Source organism: Paraburkholderia sp. MM5482-R2 (assembly GCF_050436125.1).
Taxonomy (GTDB): Bacteria; Pseudomonadota; Gammaproteobacteria; order Burkholderiales; family Burkholderiaceae; genus Paraburkholderia; species Paraburkholderia tuberum.
Window position 1 is genome coordinate 1186549 of record NZ_JBNDLP010000003.1, and the last position, 20450, is coordinate 1206998.

General features: G+C 63.6%; 17 protein-coding genes and 1 pseudogene. 12 read left to right on the top strand and 6 right to left on the bottom strand.

All coding sequences use genetic code 11. The annotated features are described in order from the left end of the window. Positions 1 to 116: 116 nt before the first annotated feature. On the top strand, positions 117 to 1055 hold the full coding sequence (locus tag OKW37_RS27630; protein ID WP_184064311.1) for a LysR family transcriptional regulator: 939 nt from the start codon (positions 117 to 119) through the stop codon (positions 1053 to 1055). Positions 1056 to 1364: 309 nt separating this feature from the next. After that, on the top strand, positions 1365 to 4478 hold the full coding sequence (locus OKW37_RS27635; RefSeq protein ID WP_429402797.1) for a transglycosylase domain-containing protein: 3114 nt from the start codon (positions 1365 to 1367) through the stop codon (positions 4476 to 4478). Positions 4479 to 4483: 5 nt separating this feature from the next. On the opposite strand, the gene OKW37_RS27640 is transcribed toward OKW37_RS27635, so the two are convergent. The 4 genes from OKW37_RS27640 to OKW37_RS27655 all read right to left on the bottom strand — a co-directional run bounded on the left by OKW37_RS27640 (position 4484) and on the right by OKW37_RS27655 (position 8686). Then, complete coding sequence (locus OKW37_RS27640) at positions 4484 to 5728, bottom strand: ROK family transcriptional regulator (RefSeq protein WP_184025444.1); 1245 nt, start codon at positions 5726 to 5728, stop codon at positions 4484 to 4486. 42 nt (positions 5729 to 5770) lie between these two features. Continuing rightward, a complete protein-coding gene (locus tag OKW37_RS27645) occupies positions 5771 to 6574 on the bottom strand; it encodes an ATP-binding cassette domain-containing protein (protein WP_184062996.1) in 804 nt (267 codons plus the stop codon). A 20-nt stretch (positions 6575 to 6594) separates the two neighbouring features. Further along, positions 6595 to 7584 (bottom strand): ABC transporter permease, encoded by a 990-nt coding sequence (locus OKW37_RS27650; RefSeq protein ID WP_184064339.1) that lies wholly within the window; start codon positions 7582 to 7584, stop codon positions 6595 to 6597. 97 nt (positions 7585 to 7681) lie between these two features. Then, positions 7682 to 8686 (bottom strand): sugar ABC transporter substrate-binding protein, encoded by a 1005-nt coding sequence (locus tag OKW37_RS27655; RefSeq protein ID WP_429402799.1) that lies wholly within the window; start codon positions 8684 to 8686, stop codon positions 7682 to 7684. 449 nt (positions 8687 to 9135) lie between these two features. On the opposite strand from OKW37_RS27655, the gene OKW37_RS27660 reads away from it, so the two are divergent. Continuing rightward, a complete protein-coding gene (locus tag OKW37_RS27660) occupies positions 9136 to 10344 on the top strand; it encodes an MFS transporter (protein ID WP_429402801.1) in 1209 nt (402 codons plus the stop codon). A 73-nt stretch (positions 10345 to 10417) separates the two neighbouring features. Here OKW37_RS27660 and OKW37_RS27665 read toward each other — a convergent pair whose 3' ends face one another. Continuing rightward, entirely contained in the window at positions 10418 to 11461 is a 1044-nt protein-coding gene (locus OKW37_RS27665) for a LacI family DNA-binding transcriptional regulator (RefSeq protein ID WP_429402802.1), read from the bottom strand. A 193-nt stretch (positions 11462 to 11654) separates the two neighbouring features. On the opposite strand from OKW37_RS27665, the gene OKW37_RS27670 reads away from it, so the two are divergent. The 5 genes from OKW37_RS27670 (at position 11655) to OKW37_RS27690 (ending at position 18054) form a co-directional block, all read left to right on the top strand. Then, positions 11655 to 12821: an ABC transporter ATP-binding protein gene (locus tag OKW37_RS27670; protein WP_429402803.1), complete on the top strand. Its 1167-nt coding sequence runs from the start codon at positions 11655 to 11657 to the stop codon at positions 12819 to 12821. Between the two features lie 20 nt (positions 12822 to 12841). Then, positions 12842 to 14821, top strand: a complete 1980-nt coding sequence (locus OKW37_RS27675) for a beta-galactosidase (protein WP_429402804.1) — start codon at positions 12842 to 12844, stop codon at positions 14819 to 14821. Between the two features lie 85 nt (positions 14822 to 14906). After that, a complete protein-coding gene (locus tag OKW37_RS27680) occupies positions 14907 to 16160 on the top strand; it encodes an ABC transporter substrate-binding protein (protein ID WP_090806886.1) in 1254 nt (417 codons plus the stop codon). Between the two features lie 57 nt (positions 16161 to 16217). Continuing rightward, positions 16218 to 17192 (top strand): carbohydrate ABC transporter permease, encoded by a 975-nt coding sequence (locus OKW37_RS27685; protein ID WP_184064375.1) that lies wholly within the window; start codon positions 16218 to 16220, stop codon positions 17190 to 17192. A 10-nt stretch (positions 17193 to 17202) separates the two neighbouring features. Further along, positions 17203 to 18054 carry a carbohydrate ABC transporter permease gene (locus tag OKW37_RS27690; RefSeq protein ID WP_018423397.1) on the top strand — a complete coding sequence of 284 codons (852 nt, stop codon included), beginning with the start codon at positions 17203 to 17205 and terminating at the stop codon, positions 18052 to 18054. A gap of 297 nt (positions 18055 to 18351) precedes the next feature. Here the strand turns inward: OKW37_RS27690 and OKW37_RS27695 are convergent. Next, positions 18352 to 18869: pseudogene (locus OKW37_RS27695) on the bottom strand (hypothetical protein); the annotation flags it as partial. A 141-nt stretch (positions 18870 to 19010) separates the two neighbouring features. On the opposite strand from OKW37_RS27695, the gene OKW37_RS27700 reads away from it, so the two are divergent. The 4 genes from OKW37_RS27700 (at position 19011) to OKW37_RS27715 (ending at position 20399) form a co-directional block, all read left to right on the top strand. Continuing rightward, positions 19011 to 19343 (top strand): DUF2322 family protein, encoded by a 333-nt coding sequence (locus OKW37_RS27700; protein WP_184064378.1) that lies wholly within the window; start codon positions 19011 to 19013, stop codon positions 19341 to 19343. A gap of 246 nt (positions 19344 to 19589) precedes the next feature. Continuing rightward, positions 19590 to 19880 (top strand): hypothetical protein, encoded by a 291-nt coding sequence (locus tag OKW37_RS27705; RefSeq protein ID WP_429402805.1) that lies wholly within the window; start codon positions 19590 to 19592, stop codon positions 19878 to 19880. A 50-nt stretch (positions 19881 to 19930) separates the two neighbouring features. Next, entirely contained in the window at positions 19931 to 20074 is a 144-nt protein-coding gene (locus OKW37_RS27710; protein ID WP_167368704.1) for a hypothetical protein, read from the top strand. 97 nt (positions 20075 to 20171) lie between these two features. Continuing rightward, on the top strand, positions 20172 to 20399 hold the full coding sequence (locus OKW37_RS27715) for a hypothetical protein (RefSeq protein WP_013092139.1): 228 nt from the start codon (positions 20172 to 20174) through the stop codon (positions 20397 to 20399). Positions 20400 to 20450: the final 51 nt, after the last annotated feature.

Here is a 20450-nt window from a genome sequence, read left to right on the forward strand (position 1 = left end):
CGCGAACGGGCGGCGCAACTGGATGAATGTCTCCTTCGGCGACTATACGGCGCTGGGCCTCGCGGGTATATTGAATTGTTTCCATATCGTGATCGCTTTTGCGACTCACCCCACCGATGAAAGACACGCTCAACGTCCTGCTGTCGAAGCTGCGCATGAAGCAGCTGCATCTGCTGATCGCGCTCGACGATCACAAATCGCTGCACAAAGCGGCCGGCGTGATGTCGATGACGCAATCGGCGGCGAGCAAGGCGCTGCAGGAGCTCGAATCGATGCTCGACGCGCCGCTTTTCGAGCGCTCGAAAAGCGGCATGATCCCGAACCAGCTCGGTCATTGCGTGATCCGATATGCGCGCGTCGTGACGTCGGACCTGACCGCGCTCTGCCAGGACGTCGCCGAAATTCGTTCGGGGCGCGGCGGGCGGCTCGCGCTCGGCGCGATCATGGGCGCGATTCCCGACTGCGTGGTGCCCGCGCTGAATCAATTGCATGCGGCGCAACCGGCTCTGTCGATCGAAGTGGTTGAGGACACCAGCGCACGAATGCTCGCACAGCTCGACGACGGGCGGCTCGATCTGGTGGTCGGCCGAGCGGCGGTCGCGGCCGATCCGTCGAAGTATCAGTATCGGCCGCTCGGCGACGAGCCGTTGGCGGTGGTGGTCGGTTATCAGCATGTGCCGTTGCCGCGCCGCGAGATGATGTTGCGCGATCTCGCCGGGCATCGCTGGGTCATGTATCCGTCACACATGCCGCTGCATGCGCTGCTCGAACGCGAGATGGATCTCGCCGGCCTCGACATGCCCGACAATCCGATTTCGACGGCTTCCACATTCGTGACAGTTGCACTGCTGCAAAGCAGCGCCGAACTCGTTTCGCTGCTGCCGAGCGCAATTGCTGGGCCGTTCGTGCGGCACAAGATGCTGCGCGTCGTGCCGGTCAGGCTCAAATCGCCATCGCAGACGTTCGGCATCGTCACGCGCAAGGGCGGCGTGCTGTCGCCGCCGGCGGAACGGTTTATCGCGCTGTTGCGTGCACAGACGAAAGCGCGAATTTAGGCGCGGCGCAATCAAATTGCTCCGCCGTCCGTCCGGTTGCCGGTAAGAATGCCAGCCAAAAAGCGACTTTCTTTCGGCAAGGCCCGCCAGAAACGGCAAAACCGCCCGAAAAGGCGGTTTGTTATTCGTGTGAAAAGAGCTTCAATATCTCATGCCGGTTCGCGTTCTGTCATCCGACGCCAGCAGGTGTTGTAGCCGCGACACTGTCGCATCAATCCGAACCGATGAGGGTTTCTCGTTCCGAGCTACACTGGTTTGAATGAACTGAGCCAGGCTCGACCCCCTGGCCATCGCTCGGGGAGAGCAGCCATGAATCGGCCACCGCTTCGGTTTCCGCTTCGCGTGACCAGCACCGTGCCCGTGCGGAGCTGGCGTTGGCTCAAATGGGGGCTTGGCGCGTTTTTGCTGCTCGCGGTGGCGCTGATTGCGCGGCTCGTGCAGATCGAGATCGAGACCTCGCGACTGCAGGCGCGGTACCTTTCCGAGCTGACCCGCGACGTCGCTTTTTCGGTCACCGACGGTCCCAGTCATTCCATCCGCTTTCCGCAAGCCGACAAGGGCCCGTACGACGCGCGCCTCGGCTACGCGCTGTTGCCGGCTATCCAGCAGCGTCTGTTGCAACATGGCTTCGAAATCAGCTCGCAGGCGCGCGATTCAGAACGCATGCTTTCGTTAGCCGATGACGGCCTGTTCCTGCCTTACGACGAAAAAGACACGGCCGGCCTGCAATTGTTCGACGGCACCGGCGTGCCGCTATACAGCGCTCAGTTTCCCGGTCGCGTGTACGACAGCTTCGGCGCGATTCCGCCGCTCGTGGTGAACTCGCTGCTGTTCATCGAAGACCGCTATCTGCTCGATCCGGATCAGCCGAACCGCAATCCGGCGATCGACTGGGGGCGCTTCAGCCGCGCGCTCGTCGACCAGGGCGCGCGCGTGTTCAATCGTCATCAGCAGACGCCCGGCGGCAGCACGCTCGCGACGCAGATCGAGAAATTCCGTCACTCGGCGGGGGGCCGCACCGCGACGCCCCCGGAAAAGCTGCGGCAAATCGCGTCGGCGTCGGTGCGCGCTTATCTGAACGGACCGCAAACGCTGCCCGCGCGCGAACAGATCGTGGTCCATTATCTGAACTCGGTGCCGCTTGCCGCGCAGCCCGGCGTCGGCGAAATCAACGGTATCGGCGATGGGCTCGCCGCCTGGTATGGGCGCGATTTCCGCGAGACCAACCGGCTGCTGAAGGCGCCGTCGACCGAAGCAAATCTGCCCGACCAGGGTCTGGCGTTTCGCGAAGTGCTGTCGCTGATGATCGCGCAGCGCGCGCCGTCGTTTTTTCTGCAGCGCGGCTATCCCGAGCTCGAACGGCTGACCGACAGCTACATGCGGCTGCTCGCGAGTGGCGGCGTGATCACCGAGCAGTTGCGCGACGCGGCGCTGGCGGCGCACGTCGAACTGCATCGCGCGCCGCGCAGCACACCGGATCTCGGTTCGTTCGTGTCGCGCAAGGCCGTCACGTCGATGCGCTCGCATCTGCTCGCCGCGCTCGGCGTGCGTAGTTTCTATGAACTGGACCGCCTCGACGTGCAGGCGACAGGCACGCTGAACAATGACGTGCAACAAGCCGTTGCCGAGCGCCTCGCCGCCGCCGCGACGAAAGACGGCGCGAAGGCCGCGGGTCTCGTCGGCTACGAAATGCTGCGCGGGTCCGACGATCCGTCGCATATCGCCTACAGCTTCACGCTGTTCGAGCGGCACGGCGACGCGAACCTCGTGCGCGTGCAGACCGATAGCGTGAACCAGCCGTTCGACATCAATTCCGGCGCGCGCCTGAACCTCGGCTCGACCGCGAAACTGCGCACCGTCATCACGTATCTACAGATCGTCACCGATTTGCACACACGGTACGCATCGCTGAGCAATGCCCAGCTGAAGGCGATCACGCCCGATCCGAACGATCGGCTGACGCGCTGGGCGATCGACTATCTGCTGCACACGCGCGACCATTCGCTGCAGCCTATGCTCGACGCCGCCGTCGAGCGTAAATACTCGGCGAGCCCGGGCGAAACGTTCTTTACGGGCGGCGGCGCGCAGACCTTCACGAACTTCGAGTCCGACGACAACAGCCGCATCCTGACCGTGCATCGCGCGTTCCAGCATTCGGTGAACCTCGTGTTCGTGCGGCTGATGCGCGATATCGTGCACTATGAAATGGTGCAGACCACCGGGCCGTCGTCGCAATGGCTCGGCGATCCGGCGACCCGCAAGATGTACCTGACACGTTTCGCCGATCAGGAAAGCCGCGTGTACATGAAGCGTTTCTACACGAAGTACCACGGCAAGACGCCTGATCAGCAGATCACGCTATTGCTGCTAGGGGTGCGCAAGTCGCCCCCGAAAGTGGCGACCGCGTTGCGCAGCGTCGCGCCGGATCAATCGAACGCGTGGTTCAACAAGTTGATGTACGCGGCGTTGAAGAACACGCCGGCGGCTTCGATGCTCGACGACGAAGATCTCGCGAATCTGTACGACAAGTACGGGATCAACCGCTTCAATCTGAACGACCGCGGCTATATTTCGAGTGTGCATCCGCTCGAACTATGGACGCTGAACTACCTGCGCTCGCATCCGGATGCGACGCTTGCGCAGATCGAAGCCGCGAGCCAGGACGTGCGCCTGTCGACTTACTCGTGGCTCTTCAAGACGCGCTATCACGTGACCCAGGATCACCGCATCAAGCGCATGGTCGAGCTGCGCGCCTACGACGCGATCGGCAAATCGTGGCAGGCGCTCGGCTATCCGTTCGCGTCGCTGACGCCGTCGTATGCGGCGGCGATCGGCGCGTCGGGCGATCGTCCGGCGGCGCTCGCGCAACTGATCGGCGTGATCACGAACGGCGGCAACAAGGTGCCGACCGAAACGCTGACGCAAATCGACTTCGCGAAAGATACGCCGTACGAAACGCATTTCAGGCGCGCGGTGGTCGCGCCGCAGCAGCAGGTGTCGCCGGAGATTGCCGGGGAGGTGCGGATGCTGTTGCGCGACGTCGTGACGGGTGGCACCGCGAGGCGTCTCGCGCAAGGCATGACGTTCCCGAACGGCGAAACGCTCGAAGTCTATGGCAAGACCGGCACCGGCGATCAGCGCTTGAACGTCTACGCGAAGGGCGCGCGGTTGATCGAGTCACGCAAGGTGAATCGCAGCGCGACCTTCGTGTTCGCGCTCGGCGACCGCTTCTACGGCACCTTGACCGCGTGGGTGCACGAGCCGTATGCCGCGCGTTACGACTTCACGAGTGCGCTGGCGGTGCAGTTGCTGAAGTCGATGGCACCGGCGTTGCAGCCGTTGCTCGACAAGCCGGTTCAGAAAACCGTGACCGCGGCGCCGGCGGGATCGACGCCTGCGGCGACGAAAGTTGCCGCGCAGTGAATCGCTCACCGCTCGTCATAACCTGCCTCCGACGCCGCCGGCTTCAGGAACAGCTCATGCACCGGCGCGAAATGCGCATATAGCGGCAGAATCGCACCGCCCATCGCGCGGGCATCGGCGCCGATCGCGCCTTCGAGCAATTGCGGCCGCACCATCCCTTCCCATTCGAAACGATCGAGCACGCGCTCGGTGCGGCGAATGATCTCGCGCAGCAGTAGCCGGTCGAACTCGCCGTCGATCACGACGGCTTCGAGATCGAGCAACGCGGCCGCATTGGTTAGCGCATTCGCGATCGCCGGGCACGCGCTGTCGAGCCATCGCTCGGTATGCCGCCACAACTCGGGCGACAACGCGCGATGATCATGCGCCGCGGCCGCCGGCGCGCCCGCATCGCTGAACAGTCGTTCGAGCACGAAGCCCGATGCCGCGTGCAGCAACTGCCGCGCAGGTTTGCGTGCGCCGCCTTCGCGCAGCGGGATCGAACCGACCGCGCCCGCGTTGTCGTGTGGACCGCCATGCAGACGTCCGTCGATTACGAGACCCCCGCCGATGAACGTGCCGACGAACAGATACAGGAAGTTGTGGATGCCGCGGCCCTGGCCCATCACGAGTTCGGCCGCGCAGGCGGCCGTGGTGTCTTTGGCGAACTCGACGGGCAGGCCGGTTATCGTCGCGATGCGCGCGCGCAGATCGATGTCGTTCCAGGCGTCGAGCGCGTCGGGCGGCGCGCCGAGAAAGTCGCGCCAGCCGCCGAGCCACAACGGCGCCGCGACACCGACGCCGACCACCTTGCCCGCCTTCGCGCCGAGCGTCTGGTTCACGCGCGCGAGTTTGTTTTCGAGCGCGGGGAACAGCGCGCGCGGATCGGGATACGCATACTCGAATACGTCGCGGCATACGATGCGCCCGGCGAAGTCCATCGCGAGCACGTCGAGACTGCGGCGTCCGACCTTGATACCGATCGTGTACGCGCCGTCCGCGCACAACGCGATCGGCACCGACGGCTGGCCGATCTTGCCGCGCACGCGCGCGTGCTTTTCGAGCAGGCCGTCGGCGATCAACCGGTCGACGATCATCGACACCGTCTGCATCGAAAGACGCGTGAGGCGGCCGACCTCGGCCTTCGGCAGTGGTCCATGCAAGCGGATCGTTTGCAGCACGATGCGCTCGTTGAATTGCCGCATGCCGACCTGATTCGAACCGACCGTGCGTTTGACCGGCGAACGCCTGCTGGTGCTGGGGGTGTCCATTGTCGTGTACCGGCCTCGTGGCTCAGCGGATTGGGCGGCGCGTCATGCGATCGCCTTCACGTCGGCTTCCTTCGCCCCGGTCATGATCGCGACCGCTTCCGACATGTGCACGTCCTTCGTATTGACGAGCGCCGCGCGCCGGCCGAGCCGCTGGATATGGATGCGGTCCGCGATCTCGAACACGTGCGGCATGTTGTGGCTGATCAGAATCACCGGCAGGCCACGCTCGCGCACGCGCCGGATCAGTTCGAGCACCATGTTGCCTTCCTTCACGCCGAGCGCGGCGGTGGGCTCGTCCAGAATCACCACGTGGCGCGCGAATGCCGCGCTGCGTGCAACGGCGACGCCCTGGCGCTGGCCGCCGGACAACGTTTCGACCGCCTGGCGCATCGAGCGAATGCCGATTTGCAGGTCCTTCATGGCGGCGGTCGCTTCGTCGAGCATGCGGCGCTTGTCGATCATCTTGAACAGCGAGCCGCGCCAGCCGGGCTTCAGCAATTCGCGGGCGAGAAACAGGTTTTCGGCGATGCTCATCGCCGGCGCGACGGCGAGTTCCTGGTACACGGTCTCGATGCCTTGTGCGCGCGCATCGAGCGGACTGCGAAACTTGACCGGTTTGCCGTCGAGCAGAATCTCGCCTTCGTCGGGCACCGTGGCGCCCGAGAGCGCCTTGATCAGCGACGATTTGCCCGCGCCGTTGTCGCCAATCACCGCGAGGATCTCGCCGGGCAGCACTTCGAAATCGCAACCGTCGAGCGCGGTCACGTTGCCGTAACGTTTGACGAGCCCGCGTGCCTGCAGAACCGGCATCGCAGCGGACATGGAAGAGGAGGTGGAGGTCGACATGAGAGGGCTCCTGTGCGGGATCAACGGCCGCGGTGCGAGAGTTTATCGGCGGCGACCGCGAGAATCACGAGGATGCCGGTGATCAATACCTGGTACACCGAGGAAACACCGATCAGCGTCAGGCCGTTACGGAATACGCCGACAATCAGCGCTCCAAGCAAGGTGCCGACGATCGAGCCGCGTCCACCGAACAGACTCGTGCCGCCGAGCACGACCGCGGTGATGCTGTCGAGGTTCTCGGTTTGCCCGGCCTGCGGATCGCCGACACCGGTGCGCGCTACCGACAGCAGCGCGGCGATGCCGTAGATCGCGCCGGCAAGCGTGTAGACGGTCAGCAGAATCCGCTGCGACGACAGGCCCATCAGTCGCGCGGCCTCGGCGTTGTTGCCGAGCGCGTACAGATGCCGGCCGGGCACCGTGTCGCGCAGCACGAACCACGTGCCCACATACATCAGCAGCGTCAGCACGGTGCCGTACGTGACTTCCGCCGGTCCGAGCCTGAACGTGCTGCCGAGGAACATGATCGCATCGGGCAGGTTCGACACGCTTTCCGCGTTCGAGTAGATCTGCGTGAGCGCAAACGCGATGTTCAGCGTACCCAGCGTGACGATGAACGCCGGCAACTTGATGCGCGTGATCAACAGACCGTTCAGTAAGCCGAACAAGGTGCTGGCGCCGATGCCGCACAGAATCGCGAGGATCGGCGGCACGCCGAGCACGACCGCGAACTTCGTCATGATGATCGAGCCGAAGGCCATTACCATGCCGCAGGACAGATCGATGCCACCGGTCAGCACGATCAGTGTCTGGCCGATCGCGATGACCGCGACGACCATCGTCTGTTGCAGGATCAGCGACAGGTTCTGGAACGATAGAAAGCGGCTGCTCTGCGAGACAAAGAATGCGCAGGCCAGCACCAGCGCGATCAGCGGTCCGATTTCGGACAGCGACGGCAGGTGCTCGGTGAAAGAGGGGCGCGGCCGGCCGGCGGGCGCGGAAGGGGTCGACATGATGGCAGTCCTCGGTACATGAGCGTGACATGAAGGTCACGCTGCAAATCAATTGGCGGCCCGGTGCGACGCGCAACGGGCCGCTGTGCAATGCGCGTTACTTGTTGCCCCAGCAGTTGTCGAGGCCGAACTTCGTGTCTTTGCTGTCGATGCCGGACATCGGCTTGTCGGTGATCAGCGTGACGCCGGTGTCGTGATAACCGGACACCTTCTTGCCGGTCTTCGCGTAGTCGACGCCGGCGGTGACGCCGAGCGCGGCCATCTTCAGCGGATACTGCTGCGAGGTCGCCGCGATCGCGCCGGCCTTCACGTTGCGCACGCCTTCGCAACCGCCGTCGATCGACACGATCATCACGCCCTTGTCCTTACCCGCCGCCTTCAGCGCGCGATACGCGCCGGCCGCGGCCGGTTCGTTGATCGTGTAGACCACGTTGATGTCGGGCGCTTTCTGCAGGCAGTTTTCCATCGCCGTCTGACCTTTCGCCTGATCGCCGCGCGTGTCCTGGCTGCAGACGATCGACGGGTCGCCTTCCTTGACGCCGAAGCCTTCGAGGAAGCCGTTGTGGCGCAGCACGCCGACCGACACGCCCGGCGCGAGATCGAGCGTGGCGATCTTCGCGGGCTTGCCGTTCAGCGCGGCCTTCGCATATTTGCCGATCAGCACGCCGGCCTTGAAGTTGTCGGTGGCGAACAGGGCGTCGGTTGCGTCCTGCGGATCGGTCGGCGTATCGAGGGCGATGACCATCACACCGGCCGCGCGCGCCTTCTTGATGCTCGGTACGATCGCCTTGGTGTCGCTCGGCGTGATCAGGATTGCTTTCGCGCCGGCCGTCATCATGTTTTCGATCGCGGTGACCTGACTCGCGTTGTCGCCGTCGAACTTGCCGGCGGCCGTGATCAGTTTCGCGCCGTCTTTCGACGCGGCCGCGTCCGCGCCCTGGCGCATCTTGACGAAGAACGGGTTCGTATCGGTCTTCGTGATCAGGCCGATGACGGGCTGGTCGGCGGCCTGACTCGCGCTTGCGCACCACAGCGCCGCTGACGCGGCGCACATCGACGCGATTGTCCTGGCGACAGGACGCCTGTGGGAATTCAGATTCATGAGACGCTCCTCCGGTTATTGGCAACGACGTATGGGACTGCAGATAGATCGAAACTGCGAAGCTGCGGGCTTGACGTTTGACGATGACGCTTCGACGCAATGTGGTCCGAAGCAAATCGCCTAAATCACTTTGGTTGATTTAGTACAGCAGGCCCGCGACTGCTCGTCAAGGAAATGTGAACGCGGAAATTCGCCGCGCCGCGAACCGCGTGCAGGCTGAGAGCCTTGTGTGGTAACGCTTTGGCGCCGTGCTGCGGTGCGAAGCGGCGCTTCTCGGCTTGGGGAAAGTCCTGGCTCGTCTGAAAGCTGGTTGAAATGTCAGCGGTGGTTTTTCAACGCAATTCGCGGTGCGTAACGCGCTTTTTCAGTGGGCGATGAATGTTTGCGAGAGGTTGCGGCGGAACAGCGCTTGCTTGCCTCGACAGAATGCGAACCTTTCGGAGAGACCCATGCCTTCGCACTGGTGGCAGCGACGACTCGGCTCCCGCGCATCGCTGATCGCCGCCGCCCTCGTGATCGGCGTTCTGTACGCGGGCAGCACGATGGTCACGCCGCTTTATCCGCTCTATCAACGCCGGTTCGGCTTGTCCGATCTGACGATCACGCTCGTGTACGCGACCTACGTGATCGGCAATCTCGGCGCTTTGTTTCTATTCGGTCGCGTGTCCGACCAGGCCGGGCGCCGATCGGTCAGTCTGCTCGTGCTCGCAGCCGCGATCGCGAGCACGATGTGTTTTCTGTTCGCCACGCATGCGACGTGGCTTTTCGTCGCCCGGGCGGCGAGCGGCCTTGCAATCGGCGTCGGTGCCGCCACGGCGACCGCGTGGATCGCGGAATTGCACGCCGGCGCCGACAAGGCGCCCGCCAGCCGTCTTGCCGCGGCGGTCAATCTGGCTGGGCTCGGAGTGGGACCGCTGCTGACTGGTCTGCTCGCGCAATTCGCGCCCTGGCCATTGCGCACGGTGTTCGTCGTTTATCTGTTGACGCTTCTGGTCACCGCGGCGTTGGCGGCGCTCGCATGCGAAACGGTCCAGGCGCGTGCCCGGACGTTCGCACAGGTGTCGTTCGCACCACGCATCGGCGTGCCCGCGCAATTGCGCGTGGCATTCGTCGTGCCTGCCGTCACCGCATTCGCGACCTTCGCGCTGCTCGGCTTTTTTGCGGCGCTGTTGCCCAATCTGATCGCGAACAGCATGCATCTGCACAGCCCCGCGCTGAGCGGGGCGCTCGTCGCCGAACTGTTCGCCGCGAGCACGATCACCGTGATGGTCACGTCGAAACTCGCCGCTCGCACCGCGATGCTCGCCGGACTGTGGCTGTTGCCGCCGAGTCTCGCGTTGCTGCTGTCGGCGCAGGTCGTCGCGTCGATCGTAGTGCTGAGCGCGGCGACCGCGCTGTGCGGCATCGCAGCCGCGCTCGGGTTTCGCGGCAGTTTGCAGGAGATCAACCGGATCGCGCCCGCGGACCAACGCGCCGAATTGCTATCGGCGTATCTGCTCTGCTGTTACACCGGCAACTCGTTGCCGGCGGTCGGCATAGCGCTGCTGTCGACCCGGGTCGGACATTTGTGGGCGAACGTCGCGTTCGCGGCGGTTTCCGCGGGATTGGCCTGTATTGCGTTGGCGGTCGGTGCGCGCCGGCCTCGTCACGCGAGTTGACGCGCGGCAAGCTGGCCGAGCCTGGTCCAACTGCGACGAACTGCAACGTTGCGGCGCGGCTGTAACTGCCACATCAACGCGAACGCGGTGCGGCCGTCGATGCGCGCACGACCAGTTTCGGCTCGGACGAAATCCGCATCGGCACGGGCGCCGGCATGTCCCGCGCGGCGCGTCCCGGCTGTCCGTACGAAGTCTCGATCAGCTCGCGCAGCAGTTCCACTGCAAGTCCGGCGACCTCGACCGTCGGCACCGCCACCGTCGTCAGTGCAGGGCGCGACTCGCGCGCGAGCTGGATGTCGGTGATGCCGATCACGGACAGTTCGTGCGGCACGCGCAGGCCCAGATCCGCGGCCGCGTGCATCGCGCCGAGCGCAGGCAAATCGTTGGTCGCGAAGATCGCGCTGAGTTGCGGATCGGCTTCGAGCAGCGCGCGGGCCGCCAGGTAGCCGCCGTGGATCGTGTCGGCCGCGTGTCGCACGCGATTTCTCGTCACACCGGCCGCGCGCAACGCGTCGACGAAACCTTCGAAGCGCGCCACGTGAATGCCCGACACCTTGCTGCCGACGATCGCACCAAAGCGCCGATGCCCGAGTTCGAGCAGATGCTCGCCAGCCAGCTTGCCGGCCAGCCGGAAATCGACCGCGACGCACGGCAGCCCGGGCGGCTCGGTGGGCCGCTCCCACATGCACAGCACGACCGGCGTGCCGCGCGCTTCGGTCTCGTGCAGATCGGCGAAATCGAGGTTCGCGTTGGTCACGAGCACGCCTTCGGACAAGGTGCCGGCGATCTGGTCGAGGTACGCGCGGCCGCTTAGCGGATCGTCGTTGGTATTGCAGATGATCACGAAGTGGCCGCTCGTGCGCGCAGCGCGTTCGACCGCGAGCGCGAACTCCGGATAGAACGGATTCGCGATGCTCGACACCATCAGCGCGAGCGTCGGCGCGCGGCCCTCGGCGAGCGCGCGTGCGGCGAGATGCGGGCGATAGCCGAGCGCCGCGACTGCCTCGAGCACGCGTTGCCGGGTCGTTTCGCCAACGCGGCCGCGCTTGCGCAGCACGTTGGACACCGTCGCTGGCGTGACACCGGCATGACGCGCGACTTCGCTGAGTGTGGGCATGATATGGTCAGTATTTGGGATGGCTGTCCGACATTTGCGTCGCGGCGCGAGGCGCGGCAACATCTGTCATCGAACCAATGTACAAAACGATATCGGAGACAGACCAACGATCGCCTTGCGATCGATTTTTCGGTCATGCTGATTAAGCGCTTAATCTCCGACTTCGCCCCGATTAAATCACGGAGTCGATGCAATGGCGAGCATTTCGTTACGAGGCGTGCAGAAGGCGTATGGCGATGGTGCGCCGGTGATTCGCAACGTCGATCTGGACATCGGCGAAAACGAGTTCTGCGTGTTTCTCGGCCCGTCGGGTTGCGGCAAGTCAACGCTGTTGCGCATGATCGCCGGGCTCGAGGATGTGACCGACGGCGACCTGTCGATTGGCGGGAAGATCGTCAACGACGTGCCGGCCGCGCAGCGTGGCGTAGCCATGGTGTTCCAGAGCTATGCGCTGTTTCCGCACATGAGCGTGTTCGAGAACATGGCGTTCGGCCTGAAACTCGCGAAGACCCCGAAGGATGAAATCGAGCGGAAGGTGCGTGAAGCCGCGCGCATCCTGCAACTCGAGGCACTGCTCGAGCGCAAGCCGAAGGCGCTGTCGGGCGGGCAGCGGCAGCGCGTCGCGATCGGCCGCGCGATCGTTCGCGAGCCCGGCGTGTTTCTGTTCGACGAACCGCTGTCCAATCTCGATGCAACCTTGCGCGGACAAACGCGCGTCGAAATCGCACGTCTGCACAAGCAGTTTGCGAAGGCGAGTGTGGTCTACGTGACGCACGATCAGATCGAAGCGATGACGCTCGCCGACAAGATCGTGCTGCTGCATTCGGGCAAGGACACCGAGCGTTACGGCAGCATCGCGCAAATCGGCGCGCCGCTCGAGCTGTATCACCGCCCGAAAAGCCGCTTCGTGGCCGGCTTTATCGGCTCGCCGCGAATGAATTTCCTGCCGGGCAAGGTGGCGTCACTCGATGCGCAGGGCGTGCTCGTCACGCTCGATCACACCGGCGAGAACGTGCGTGTGCCGGTCAGCAGCGCCGGATTGCAGCCAGCGCAGCCGGTCACGCTCGGCGTGCGTCCCGAGCATCTCGAGTTCGTCGATGCATCGGCCACGACGAATGCGGCCGCGTCGCAAGACGGCGTGCTCGCGCGCACCGTATCGCTCGTCGAGCAGCTTGGCGAACACAGCTACGTGCACCTCGATCAACCCGGCGGCGCCGTTCTGATCGCCAAGGCGCCCGGCAACACGCGCCTCGCTCCAGGCGATCGCGCGAGCCTGCGGGTGTCGCGCACGGCCTGTCATCTGTTTACCGAGGACGGTTTCGCGGCCGCGTCGCTCGAATCCGTCGAACACTACGCTTGAAAAACACTGGGGACATAGGGATGCGTCTTGGAGTCTGTTATTACCCGGAGCACTGGCCCGAGTCGATGTGGGACGACGACGCGCGCCGGATGAAAGCGCTCGGCATCGAGCAGGTGCGGATTGCGGAATTCGCCTGGAGCCGGATCGAGCCGACTCCCGGCGAATACGACTGGGGCTGGCTCGATCGCGCCGTCGACGTGCTCGGCGCGGCTGGCCTGAAGGTCGTCATGTGTACGCCGACCGCGACGCCGCCGAAGTGGCTGATCGATCGTCATCCGGAGATCCTGCCGGTCGGCGCCGATGGACGTCCGCGCGGGTTCGGCTCGCGGCGTCATTACGACTTCTCGTCGCCCGCGTATTTCGAGGCTTCGCGTCGTATTTGCACGGCGGTGGCGGAGCGTTACGGCAAGCATCCGGCGGTCGCTTTCTGGCAGACTGATAACGAATTTGGCTGTCATCACACGGTGGTCAGTTATTCGCCGGCCGCGGTCGCGCGCTTTCGCGAGTGGCTGAAGGCGCGTTATCGCACGATCCAGGCGTTGAACGAGGCGTGGGGCACAGTGTTCTGGAGCATGGAGTACCGCGGCTTCGAAGAAATCGACGCGCCGGTCGGCACCGTGACCGAGGCGCATCCTTCGCATCGTCTCGACTACCGGCGCTTCGCATCCGACGAAGTGGCGCGCTACAACCGCATGCAGGTCGAGATCATTCGCGCGCATTCGCCGGGGCGGCCCGTCGCGCACAACTTCATGCAGCTCTTCACCGAGTTCGATCACTACAAGGTCGCGGCCGATCTCGACGTCGCAACGTGGGACAGCTATCCGCTCGGCGCGCTCGAAGAGCAGTGGTTCGCGCCGGACATCAAGGCGCGCTGGTTGCGCAGCGGTCATCCGGACTTCGCGTCGTTCAATCACGACGTGTATCGCGGCATGTCGAAGCTGCCGTTCTGGGTGATGGAGCAGCAGCCGGGACCGGTGAACTGGGCGCAGTGGAATCCGGCGCCGCTGCCGGGCATGGTGCGGCTGTGGAGCTGGGAAGCGTTCGCCCACGGCGCGGGCTGCGTGTCGTATTTCCGCTGGCGTCAGGCGCCGTTCGCGCAGGAGCAGATGCATGCGGGCCTCAATACGCCCGACAACCGGCTCGACGTCGGCGGCAATGAAGCATCGCGGGTGGCGTCGGAAATTCACGCGGTGCTCGCCGCGAACGCCGATGCCAATGCGTCGATCCGCTCGAAAGTCGCGCTCGTCTACGACTATGAAGCGAAGTGGTTGTTCGAGATTCATCCGCAGGGCGCGGACTTTCACTATCCGCGGTTCGCGTTCGAATACTACTCGGCTTTGCGCGCGCTCGGACTCGACGTCGATGTCGTGCCGGCCGATGCATCGTTCGATGGTTATAGCCTCGTCGTCGTGCCGCCGCTGCCGGTCGTGCCCGACGATTTCGCCGAACGTCTCGCACGCTCGGGCGCGCAGGTCGTGCTCGGGCCACGCACCGGCTCGAAAACGCGCGAGCTGCGGATTCCGGCGAATCTGCCGCCGGGCGCATTGACGTCGGTGCTGCCGCTGCGCGTGTGGCGCGTCGAATCGATGCGGCCGAACGTGACCGAAGCGGTGGTGCTCGAACAGCAGGGCGGTGCCGCCGAGGGCTTCGCGCGACACTGGCGCGATTTCATCGACAGCGATGCATCATCTTCATTCGACGTGCGCGCGCGTTTCGCGGACGATCATCCGGCGTACGTGCGAAGCGGCGCGTATCACTACTTTGCGAGCCTGTTCGACGACGCCTTGACCGTGCGCCTGTTCGCGCGGATCGCGCAGGAAGCGGGCCTCGAAACGCAGGCACTCGGCGACAGCGTGCGCATCAGCCGTCGCGGCGGACTGACGTATGTGTTCAACTATGGCGATAGCACCCACATGCTCGACGACATTTCCGACGACGCATTCGTGATCGGCTCCCGGGAGGTGGCGCCGCAAGGGGTAGCGGTCTACCGCTCGCAATAGAAGTCCGGCCTTGGCAATTCCACGCAGTCATTCGATATAGAAGCGACAACGACGTAAAAACCATGGAAAGAAGGAGACAGTCAGGATGAAACTGAAACCACGCAAGATTCTGTTGGCGCTCGCGCTGGCCGCGGTTGCCGCGGGGACCTCGGTCGTCGGCACCGCGCAGGCGGCCACGCTCGCGATGAACATCGCGTACAAGGGCGCGAGCCAGCGCGCGGTTTGGCAGCAGGTGGTCGACGAGTTCAAGAAGGCGCATCCCGGGATCGACGTGAAGGTATCGTTCATCGATGAGGAAGCCTACAAGGTTCAGTTGCCGGGTTGGCTTTCGACTGTCGCGCCCGATATCGTCAACTGGCACGACGGCGAGCGTATGGCGTATTACGCGCAGCGTGGCCTGTTCGAGGATCTGACCGGCGACTGGCAGAAGAACGGCTGGAACGACATGTATGCGTCGACGAAGGAAGCATCGTCGTACAAGGGCAAGCAGTATGCCGCGCCGACCGTGTACTACTCGTGGGGGATGTTCTATCGCAAGGACCTGTTCGAGAAGGCGGGCATCAAGGGCGAGCCGAAAACGTGGGACGAATTTCTCGACGCCGCGAAAAAGCTGAAGGCCGCCGGCATTGCGCCGATCGCGGTGGCGGGCCGCGATGCCTGGACGCTCGCCGGCTGGTTCGATTATCTCGATCTGCGCCTGAACGGCAATGCGTTTCACCAGAAGCTGATGGCCGGCGAAATTCCGTACACCGATCCGCGCGTGAAGAAGGTCTATACGACGTGGAAGCAACTGATCGACGACGGCTACTTCATCAACAATTCACTGTCCTACGATCTCGACGCGGTGCAGCCGTTCCTGTTCCAGGGCAAGGCTGCCATGATGCTGATGGGGACGTTCATTGCGGCGGGTTTCCCGGACAACGTGAAGCCGCAAATGGGGTACTTCCAGTTCCCGATCATCGACTCCAAGGTGCCGACCGCCGAGGATGGACCGGTCGAATCGCTGCATATTCCGTCGAAAGCGAAGAACAAGTCCGATGCGCACACGTTCCTTGCGTTCGTCGAGACGCCTCAGATCGGTGCGCAACTCGCAAAGGGACTCGGCTCGTTGTCGGCGAACAGCAAATCGCCGGAGCCTGAAGATCCGATTTCGAAGATCGGCTTCCAGATCCTGTCGAACACGAAGGGCGGTATCGCGCAGTTTTACGATCGCGACATGACGAAGGAAATGGCCGACGAAGGGATGAAGGGGATGCAGCAGTTCGTCTCCGATCCGTCGAAACTGGACGACATCCTCGCGCAGCTCGAGCAGACGCGTCAGCGTATCTACAAGAAGTGAGCGGCGGCGGCCGCAAGGCCGCTGTCCGATGCATCGGATTGGATCGGGAGATTGATCGTGTCGCATTCCGTCAGCCGTCGTAGCGTCGACGGTCCTGTTGAACCCGGCGGCCCGGGCTTGCCGGCGTCGAGCGGTGCGCTGAGCGGCGCGTCGGTCGCGTCGCGCCGGCGCGGCCCGACGCCGACCGCGCGGCGGCAGCGGCGCGCCGCGTTCCTGTTTCTCGCGCCGGCCTGCTTCATGGTGGCCGTGTACGTGGTGTGGCCGATCCTCTCGACGATCCGTCTGAGCTTCTTCAACTGGGATGGGATGACCGAGCCGACCTTCGTCGGCCTCGCGAACTATATCGAGCTGGTCCATACGCCCACCTTCTATACGGCGCTCAAGAACAACCTGATCTGGCTCGTGCTGTTTTTGCTTGCACCGCCGATGGGCCTCGCCGTCGCGCTGTATCTGAATCAGGCGGTGGCGGGCATCCGCATCGTCAAGTCGCTGTTTTTCGCGCCATTCGTGTTGTCGGGCGTCGTGGTCGGACTGATCTTTTCATGGTTCTACGATCCGACCTTCGGCCTGCTCGCGATGATGCTCGGCCACGGCGTGCCGGTGCTCGGCGATCCGCGCTATGCGACGCTCGGCATCGTGTTCGCGGCGCTGTGGCCGCAAACCGCGTACTGCATGATTCTTTATCTGACCGGCTTGACCACGTTGAACGCCGAGCAGATCGAAGCTGCGCGAATGGAAGGCGCGCAGGGCTGGTCGATGCTCTGGCATGTCATCCTGCCGCAGTTGCGGCCCACGACGTTCATGGCGATCGTCGTGACGATCATCGGCGCGCTGCGCAGCTTCGATCTGATTTCGGTGATGACGGGCGGCGGTCCGTTCGAAAGCTCGACGGTGCTCGCCTATTTCATGTACGACCAGGCGATCAAGTACTACCGCATCGGCTATTCAGCGGCGATCGCGGTGGTGCTGTTCGGCATCATGCTCGTGTACATCGTCTATCACCTGCGGCGGATGCTGCGCGCCGAGCAATGAGGAGCCGCTGATGTTTCCGATTCCGATCGACAAATGGAAGCCGGCCACGCGCCGCGCATACAAACTGACATTGCCGATTGCACTCGTGATCTGGCTGTTGCCGATGATCGCGGTGCTGGTCACGTCCGTGCGTTCGACCGAAGAACTGAGCGAGGGCAACTACTGGGGATGGCCGAAGCACTTCGCGATGTTCGATAACTATCGCGAGGCATTGACGACGTCGCCGATGCTGCATTACTTCTGGAATAGCGTGCTGATTACGGTTCCTTCCGTAGTGGGTTCGATCGCACTCGCGGCGATGGCGGGCTTTGCCTTGGCGATCTATCGCTTTCGCGGCAATTCGACGTTGTTCGCGACGTTCGTCGCGGGCAACTTCGTGCCGATCCAGGTGTTGATGATTCCGGTGCGGGATCTGTCGTTGCAACTCGGTCTGTTCAATACCGTGAGCGCGCTGATTCTGTTTCATGTGTCGTTCCAGACCGGCTTTTGCGCGCTGTTTCTGCGCAACTTCATCAAGCAGCTGCCGTTCGAGCTGGTCGAGGCGGCGCGCATCGAAGGCGCAAACGAGTGGACCGTGTTCTTCAGGATCGTGCTGCCGCTGATTCGTCCCGCGCTCGCGGCGTTGGCGATCCTCGTGTTCACGTTCGTGTGGAACGACTATTTCTGGGCCTTGTGTCTGACGCAAGGCGATGACGCCGCGCCAATCACGGTCGGCGTGGCCGCGCTGAAAGGGCAGTGGACGACCGCGTGGAATCTCGTTTCGGCGGGATCGATTCTGGCGGCGCTGCCATCGGTCATGATGTTCTTTGCAATGCAGAAGCATTTCGTCGCGGGTCTGACGTTTGGCGCGACGAAGGGGTGATGCTGTTCACGCGTGGCGCTGCTGCGTAGAGAAGGGTTGCCCGCGGAAGCGGGCTTTTTTTCGGCGTGGCGAACCGCTGCTCGCACGCGGACTTCTCGATCAACGCTTTTAAGCTGACGCCGGGTTGACCCGCTGCATAACGGCATTCAACGCCGCGCGCGCACTATCGAGAGGCCGCTTGCCTTCGCCGACTTGGCTCGCGAAGTCCAACTTCTGCTACCGGTATGGCTGCTACCCGTATCAACCATCGAACGAGGCCTTCCTGCCTGAAAACAGGAAGGAAGGCGCCTGCCGCTATCAGGCCGGATCAGCGTACTTCAGCGTCCACGTCAGCGTGCGGCTGGCGCCGCCCGTCAACGCGAACGGGTTGGTCGTACAGGCGAAGTTGGAGTGCAACTGTCCAATCGGCGTGGTCGACAGCCGCGTGATCGAGCCCTTGGCGAACGTCATCACGGTGTGCACCTGCAGATCGAGATCCGTCGTGTACAACGCGTTCTTGGCCGCTTGCCTGAACTTCGCGGTGTCGAACGTGACGACCACCTGACCATTGGTTTCCTGCACGTTCAGATTCTTGTAGTACGTGACCGCGATATAGGTTTTGCCGTTGTACGTGACCTGCGGAATCATCAGCGCATAGCCGAGGTCAGTCGTGCCATACGCGAGATTGTCCGAGAACGGCGCCGGATAGTACGGCGTGTACGAGTTGTAGTCGGGCGCCTGGCTCAGGTTCAGGTTGATCACGCGCTTGCCGTCGCGCACCGTGATCAGCGCGCGCTATACGGATGCGCGGTATCGCTCGGCTGGTTGTACCAGGTCCCCACGCGAAAAATTACTAGGAATACACCAGGTATCAGATGCGCGTGCCGATCCGTCGTGGCCACCAATTCGCCCGCTCGCCGCCCATCGGATAAGATACGGCCCGCTATGCATTTTTTAGAACGGAAGGAGTGGTTTCAATGATCGAACCGAGCAACGTTTTCAAGGAAAATCTCGCCAGAATGCCGGCGATCGACGGCATCGCACGCATCGATCTGGTCAATGGCAGCGGTACCGTGGTCGCTAGCATCGAGAACAAACCTGGCAAGCAGGGCTCGCTCGCGGTGTACAACTACCTGCGCGGCGCGTTCGGCACGCTCGACGCGAAGGCGGCCGAACACGGCCTCGCGCTGTTTGCCGAGCATACGGCCGACGCGCGCAACCGTCCGGGCGCGCATCCGAACGTCGATCACCTGCTGGCGATTGCCGCCGGCGGCGAGGCATTGCGCATCGACGTTGTTCCGGCAGCTTGAGGCCGCTCAAAGTCTTTTCCGCGCCGGCAAGGTAGACGTTTTCCTGCCGCTGCCGCGAATTCCAACGCCCCGGCGACGGGATTTGCGGCCCACCTGCGCTAATTGCTTGGTAAAAACCCTCGTTTTTCCCGAAGCCCCCGGATTGGCTTCAGATTCGGCTTCTGTTCGGTGAATTGAAACGCGGGGGGCGGCGCACACTGGGTTCGTCCCGTCGCGTATATCGCGCTTTTCCGTCAGGAGCCCCGGATGTCTTCCCGTCACAACAAACCCCACCGGTTCGACGCCGACTTGCCGGAACTCACCACCTCGGAACGGGATCAGCCGACGCCGGGTCCGGACGACCGCGCGATGCGCGAACTGCAACGCGGTTCCGAAGCCATCGTGCGTCTGGCCACGCAGGCACACGCGGCCATCGCCCGAAGCGACGAAGCGGGCGCGCAAGCCGCGCGCCAATCGCTCGAAACGCAGCTGACGTTTACGACCGCCCTGATCGATGAGCTGCTGTTCGGTGCGCCCGAGCGGTCCACGCTGCATTGACAGCCTACGCGGCAGCATCGCCGTACTATCCCGAAGTACCGGAAACTGACATGAGCGCTTTGACCGTCATTCTTTGCATCTGGGCCATGGTCGCGTTTTGCGCGGTCCTGTTCATCCGCGGCGCGAGTCCGCGCGTCGAGCGTGAGGCGGAGCAGCCGCGTGCTCGTCCGTCGCGCTATTCGATCGCAGAGTAACGCGCACGACCAACGACGCGGAACCAACGGGGTAACATGAGGAGCGCCGGCGCCACTGCCGGCCGGCACCGACGATGTTCCCCACGGAGGTTCCCGTATGGACACACATTCGATTCTCGGCATGCTGCATGCCGAAGAGGCTTTGCTGGTCTCCATCGTGCGGTCGCTGCCCGACGATATCAAGCGCAGGATCGCCAACGACTTTCACGAGCAGGCGCAACTCGCCGAAAGCTCGCATCTGAATCCCACCACGAACCGCGAAACGAGCGACGCGTTCAAGGCCCATGTCCGACGGCTGTCGAACATGCTTGCTTCGTTGTCGTAACCCGGTCGACGTCCGCGCGGCCGAGTCGAATATTCCGGCTTGTTTTCTCGT

Coding starts and splice junctions, on each gene's coding strand:
- OKW37_RS27630 (WP_184064311.1), top strand. CDS start 117: ATGAAAGACACGCTCAACGTCCTGCTGTCGAAGCTGCGCATGAAGCAG.
- OKW37_RS27665 (WP_429402802.1), bottom strand. CDS start 11,461: ATGCCCACACTCAGCGAAGTCGCGCGTCATGCCGGTGTCACGCCAGCG.
- OKW37_RS27640 (WP_184025444.1), bottom strand. CDS start 5,728: ATGGACACCCCCAGCACCAGCAGGCGTTCGCCGGTCAAACGCACGGTC.
- OKW37_RS27700 (WP_184064378.1), top strand. CDS start 19,011: ATGATCGAACCGAGCAACGTTTTCAAGGAAAATCTCGCCAGAATGCCG.
- OKW37_RS27690 (WP_018423397.1), top strand. CDS start 17,203: ATGTTTCCGATTCCGATCGACAAATGGAAGCCGGCCACGCGCCGCGCA.
- OKW37_RS27635 (WP_429402797.1), top strand. CDS start 1,365: ATGAATCGGCCACCGCTTCGGTTTCCGCTTCGCGTGACCAGCACCGTG.
- OKW37_RS27705 (WP_429402805.1), top strand. CDS start 19,590: ATGTCTTCCCGTCACAACAAACCCCACCGGTTCGACGCCGACTTGCCG.
- OKW37_RS27645 (WP_184062996.1), bottom strand. CDS start 6,574: ATGTCGACCTCCACCTCCTCTTCCATGTCCGCTGCGATGCCGGTTCTG.
- OKW37_RS27660 (WP_429402801.1), top strand. CDS start 9,136: ATGCCTTCGCACTGGTGGCAGCGACGACTCGGCTCCCGCGCATCGCTG.
- OKW37_RS27715 (WP_013092139.1), top strand. CDS start 20,172: ATGGACACACATTCGATTCTCGGCATGCTGCATGCCGAAGAGGCTTTG.
- OKW37_RS27710 (WP_167368704.1), top strand. CDS start 19,931: ATGAGCGCTTTGACCGTCATTCTTTGCATCTGGGCCATGGTCGCGTTT.
- OKW37_RS27670 (WP_429402803.1), top strand. CDS start 11,655: ATGGCGAGCATTTCGTTACGAGGCGTGCAGAAGGCGTATGGCGATGGT.
- OKW37_RS27680 (WP_090806886.1), top strand. CDS start 14,907: ATGAAACTGAAACCACGCAAGATTCTGTTGGCGCTCGCGCTGGCCGCG.
- OKW37_RS27655 (WP_429402799.1), bottom strand. CDS start 8,686: ATGAATCTGAATTCCCACAGGCGTCCTGTCGCCAGGACAATCGCGTCG.
- OKW37_RS27675 (WP_429402804.1), top strand. CDS start 12,842: ATGCGTCTTGGAGTCTGTTATTACCCGGAGCACTGGCCCGAGTCGATG.
- OKW37_RS27650 (WP_184064339.1), bottom strand. CDS start 7,584: ATGTCGACCCCTTCCGCGCCCGCCGGCCGGCCGCGCCCCTCTTTCACC.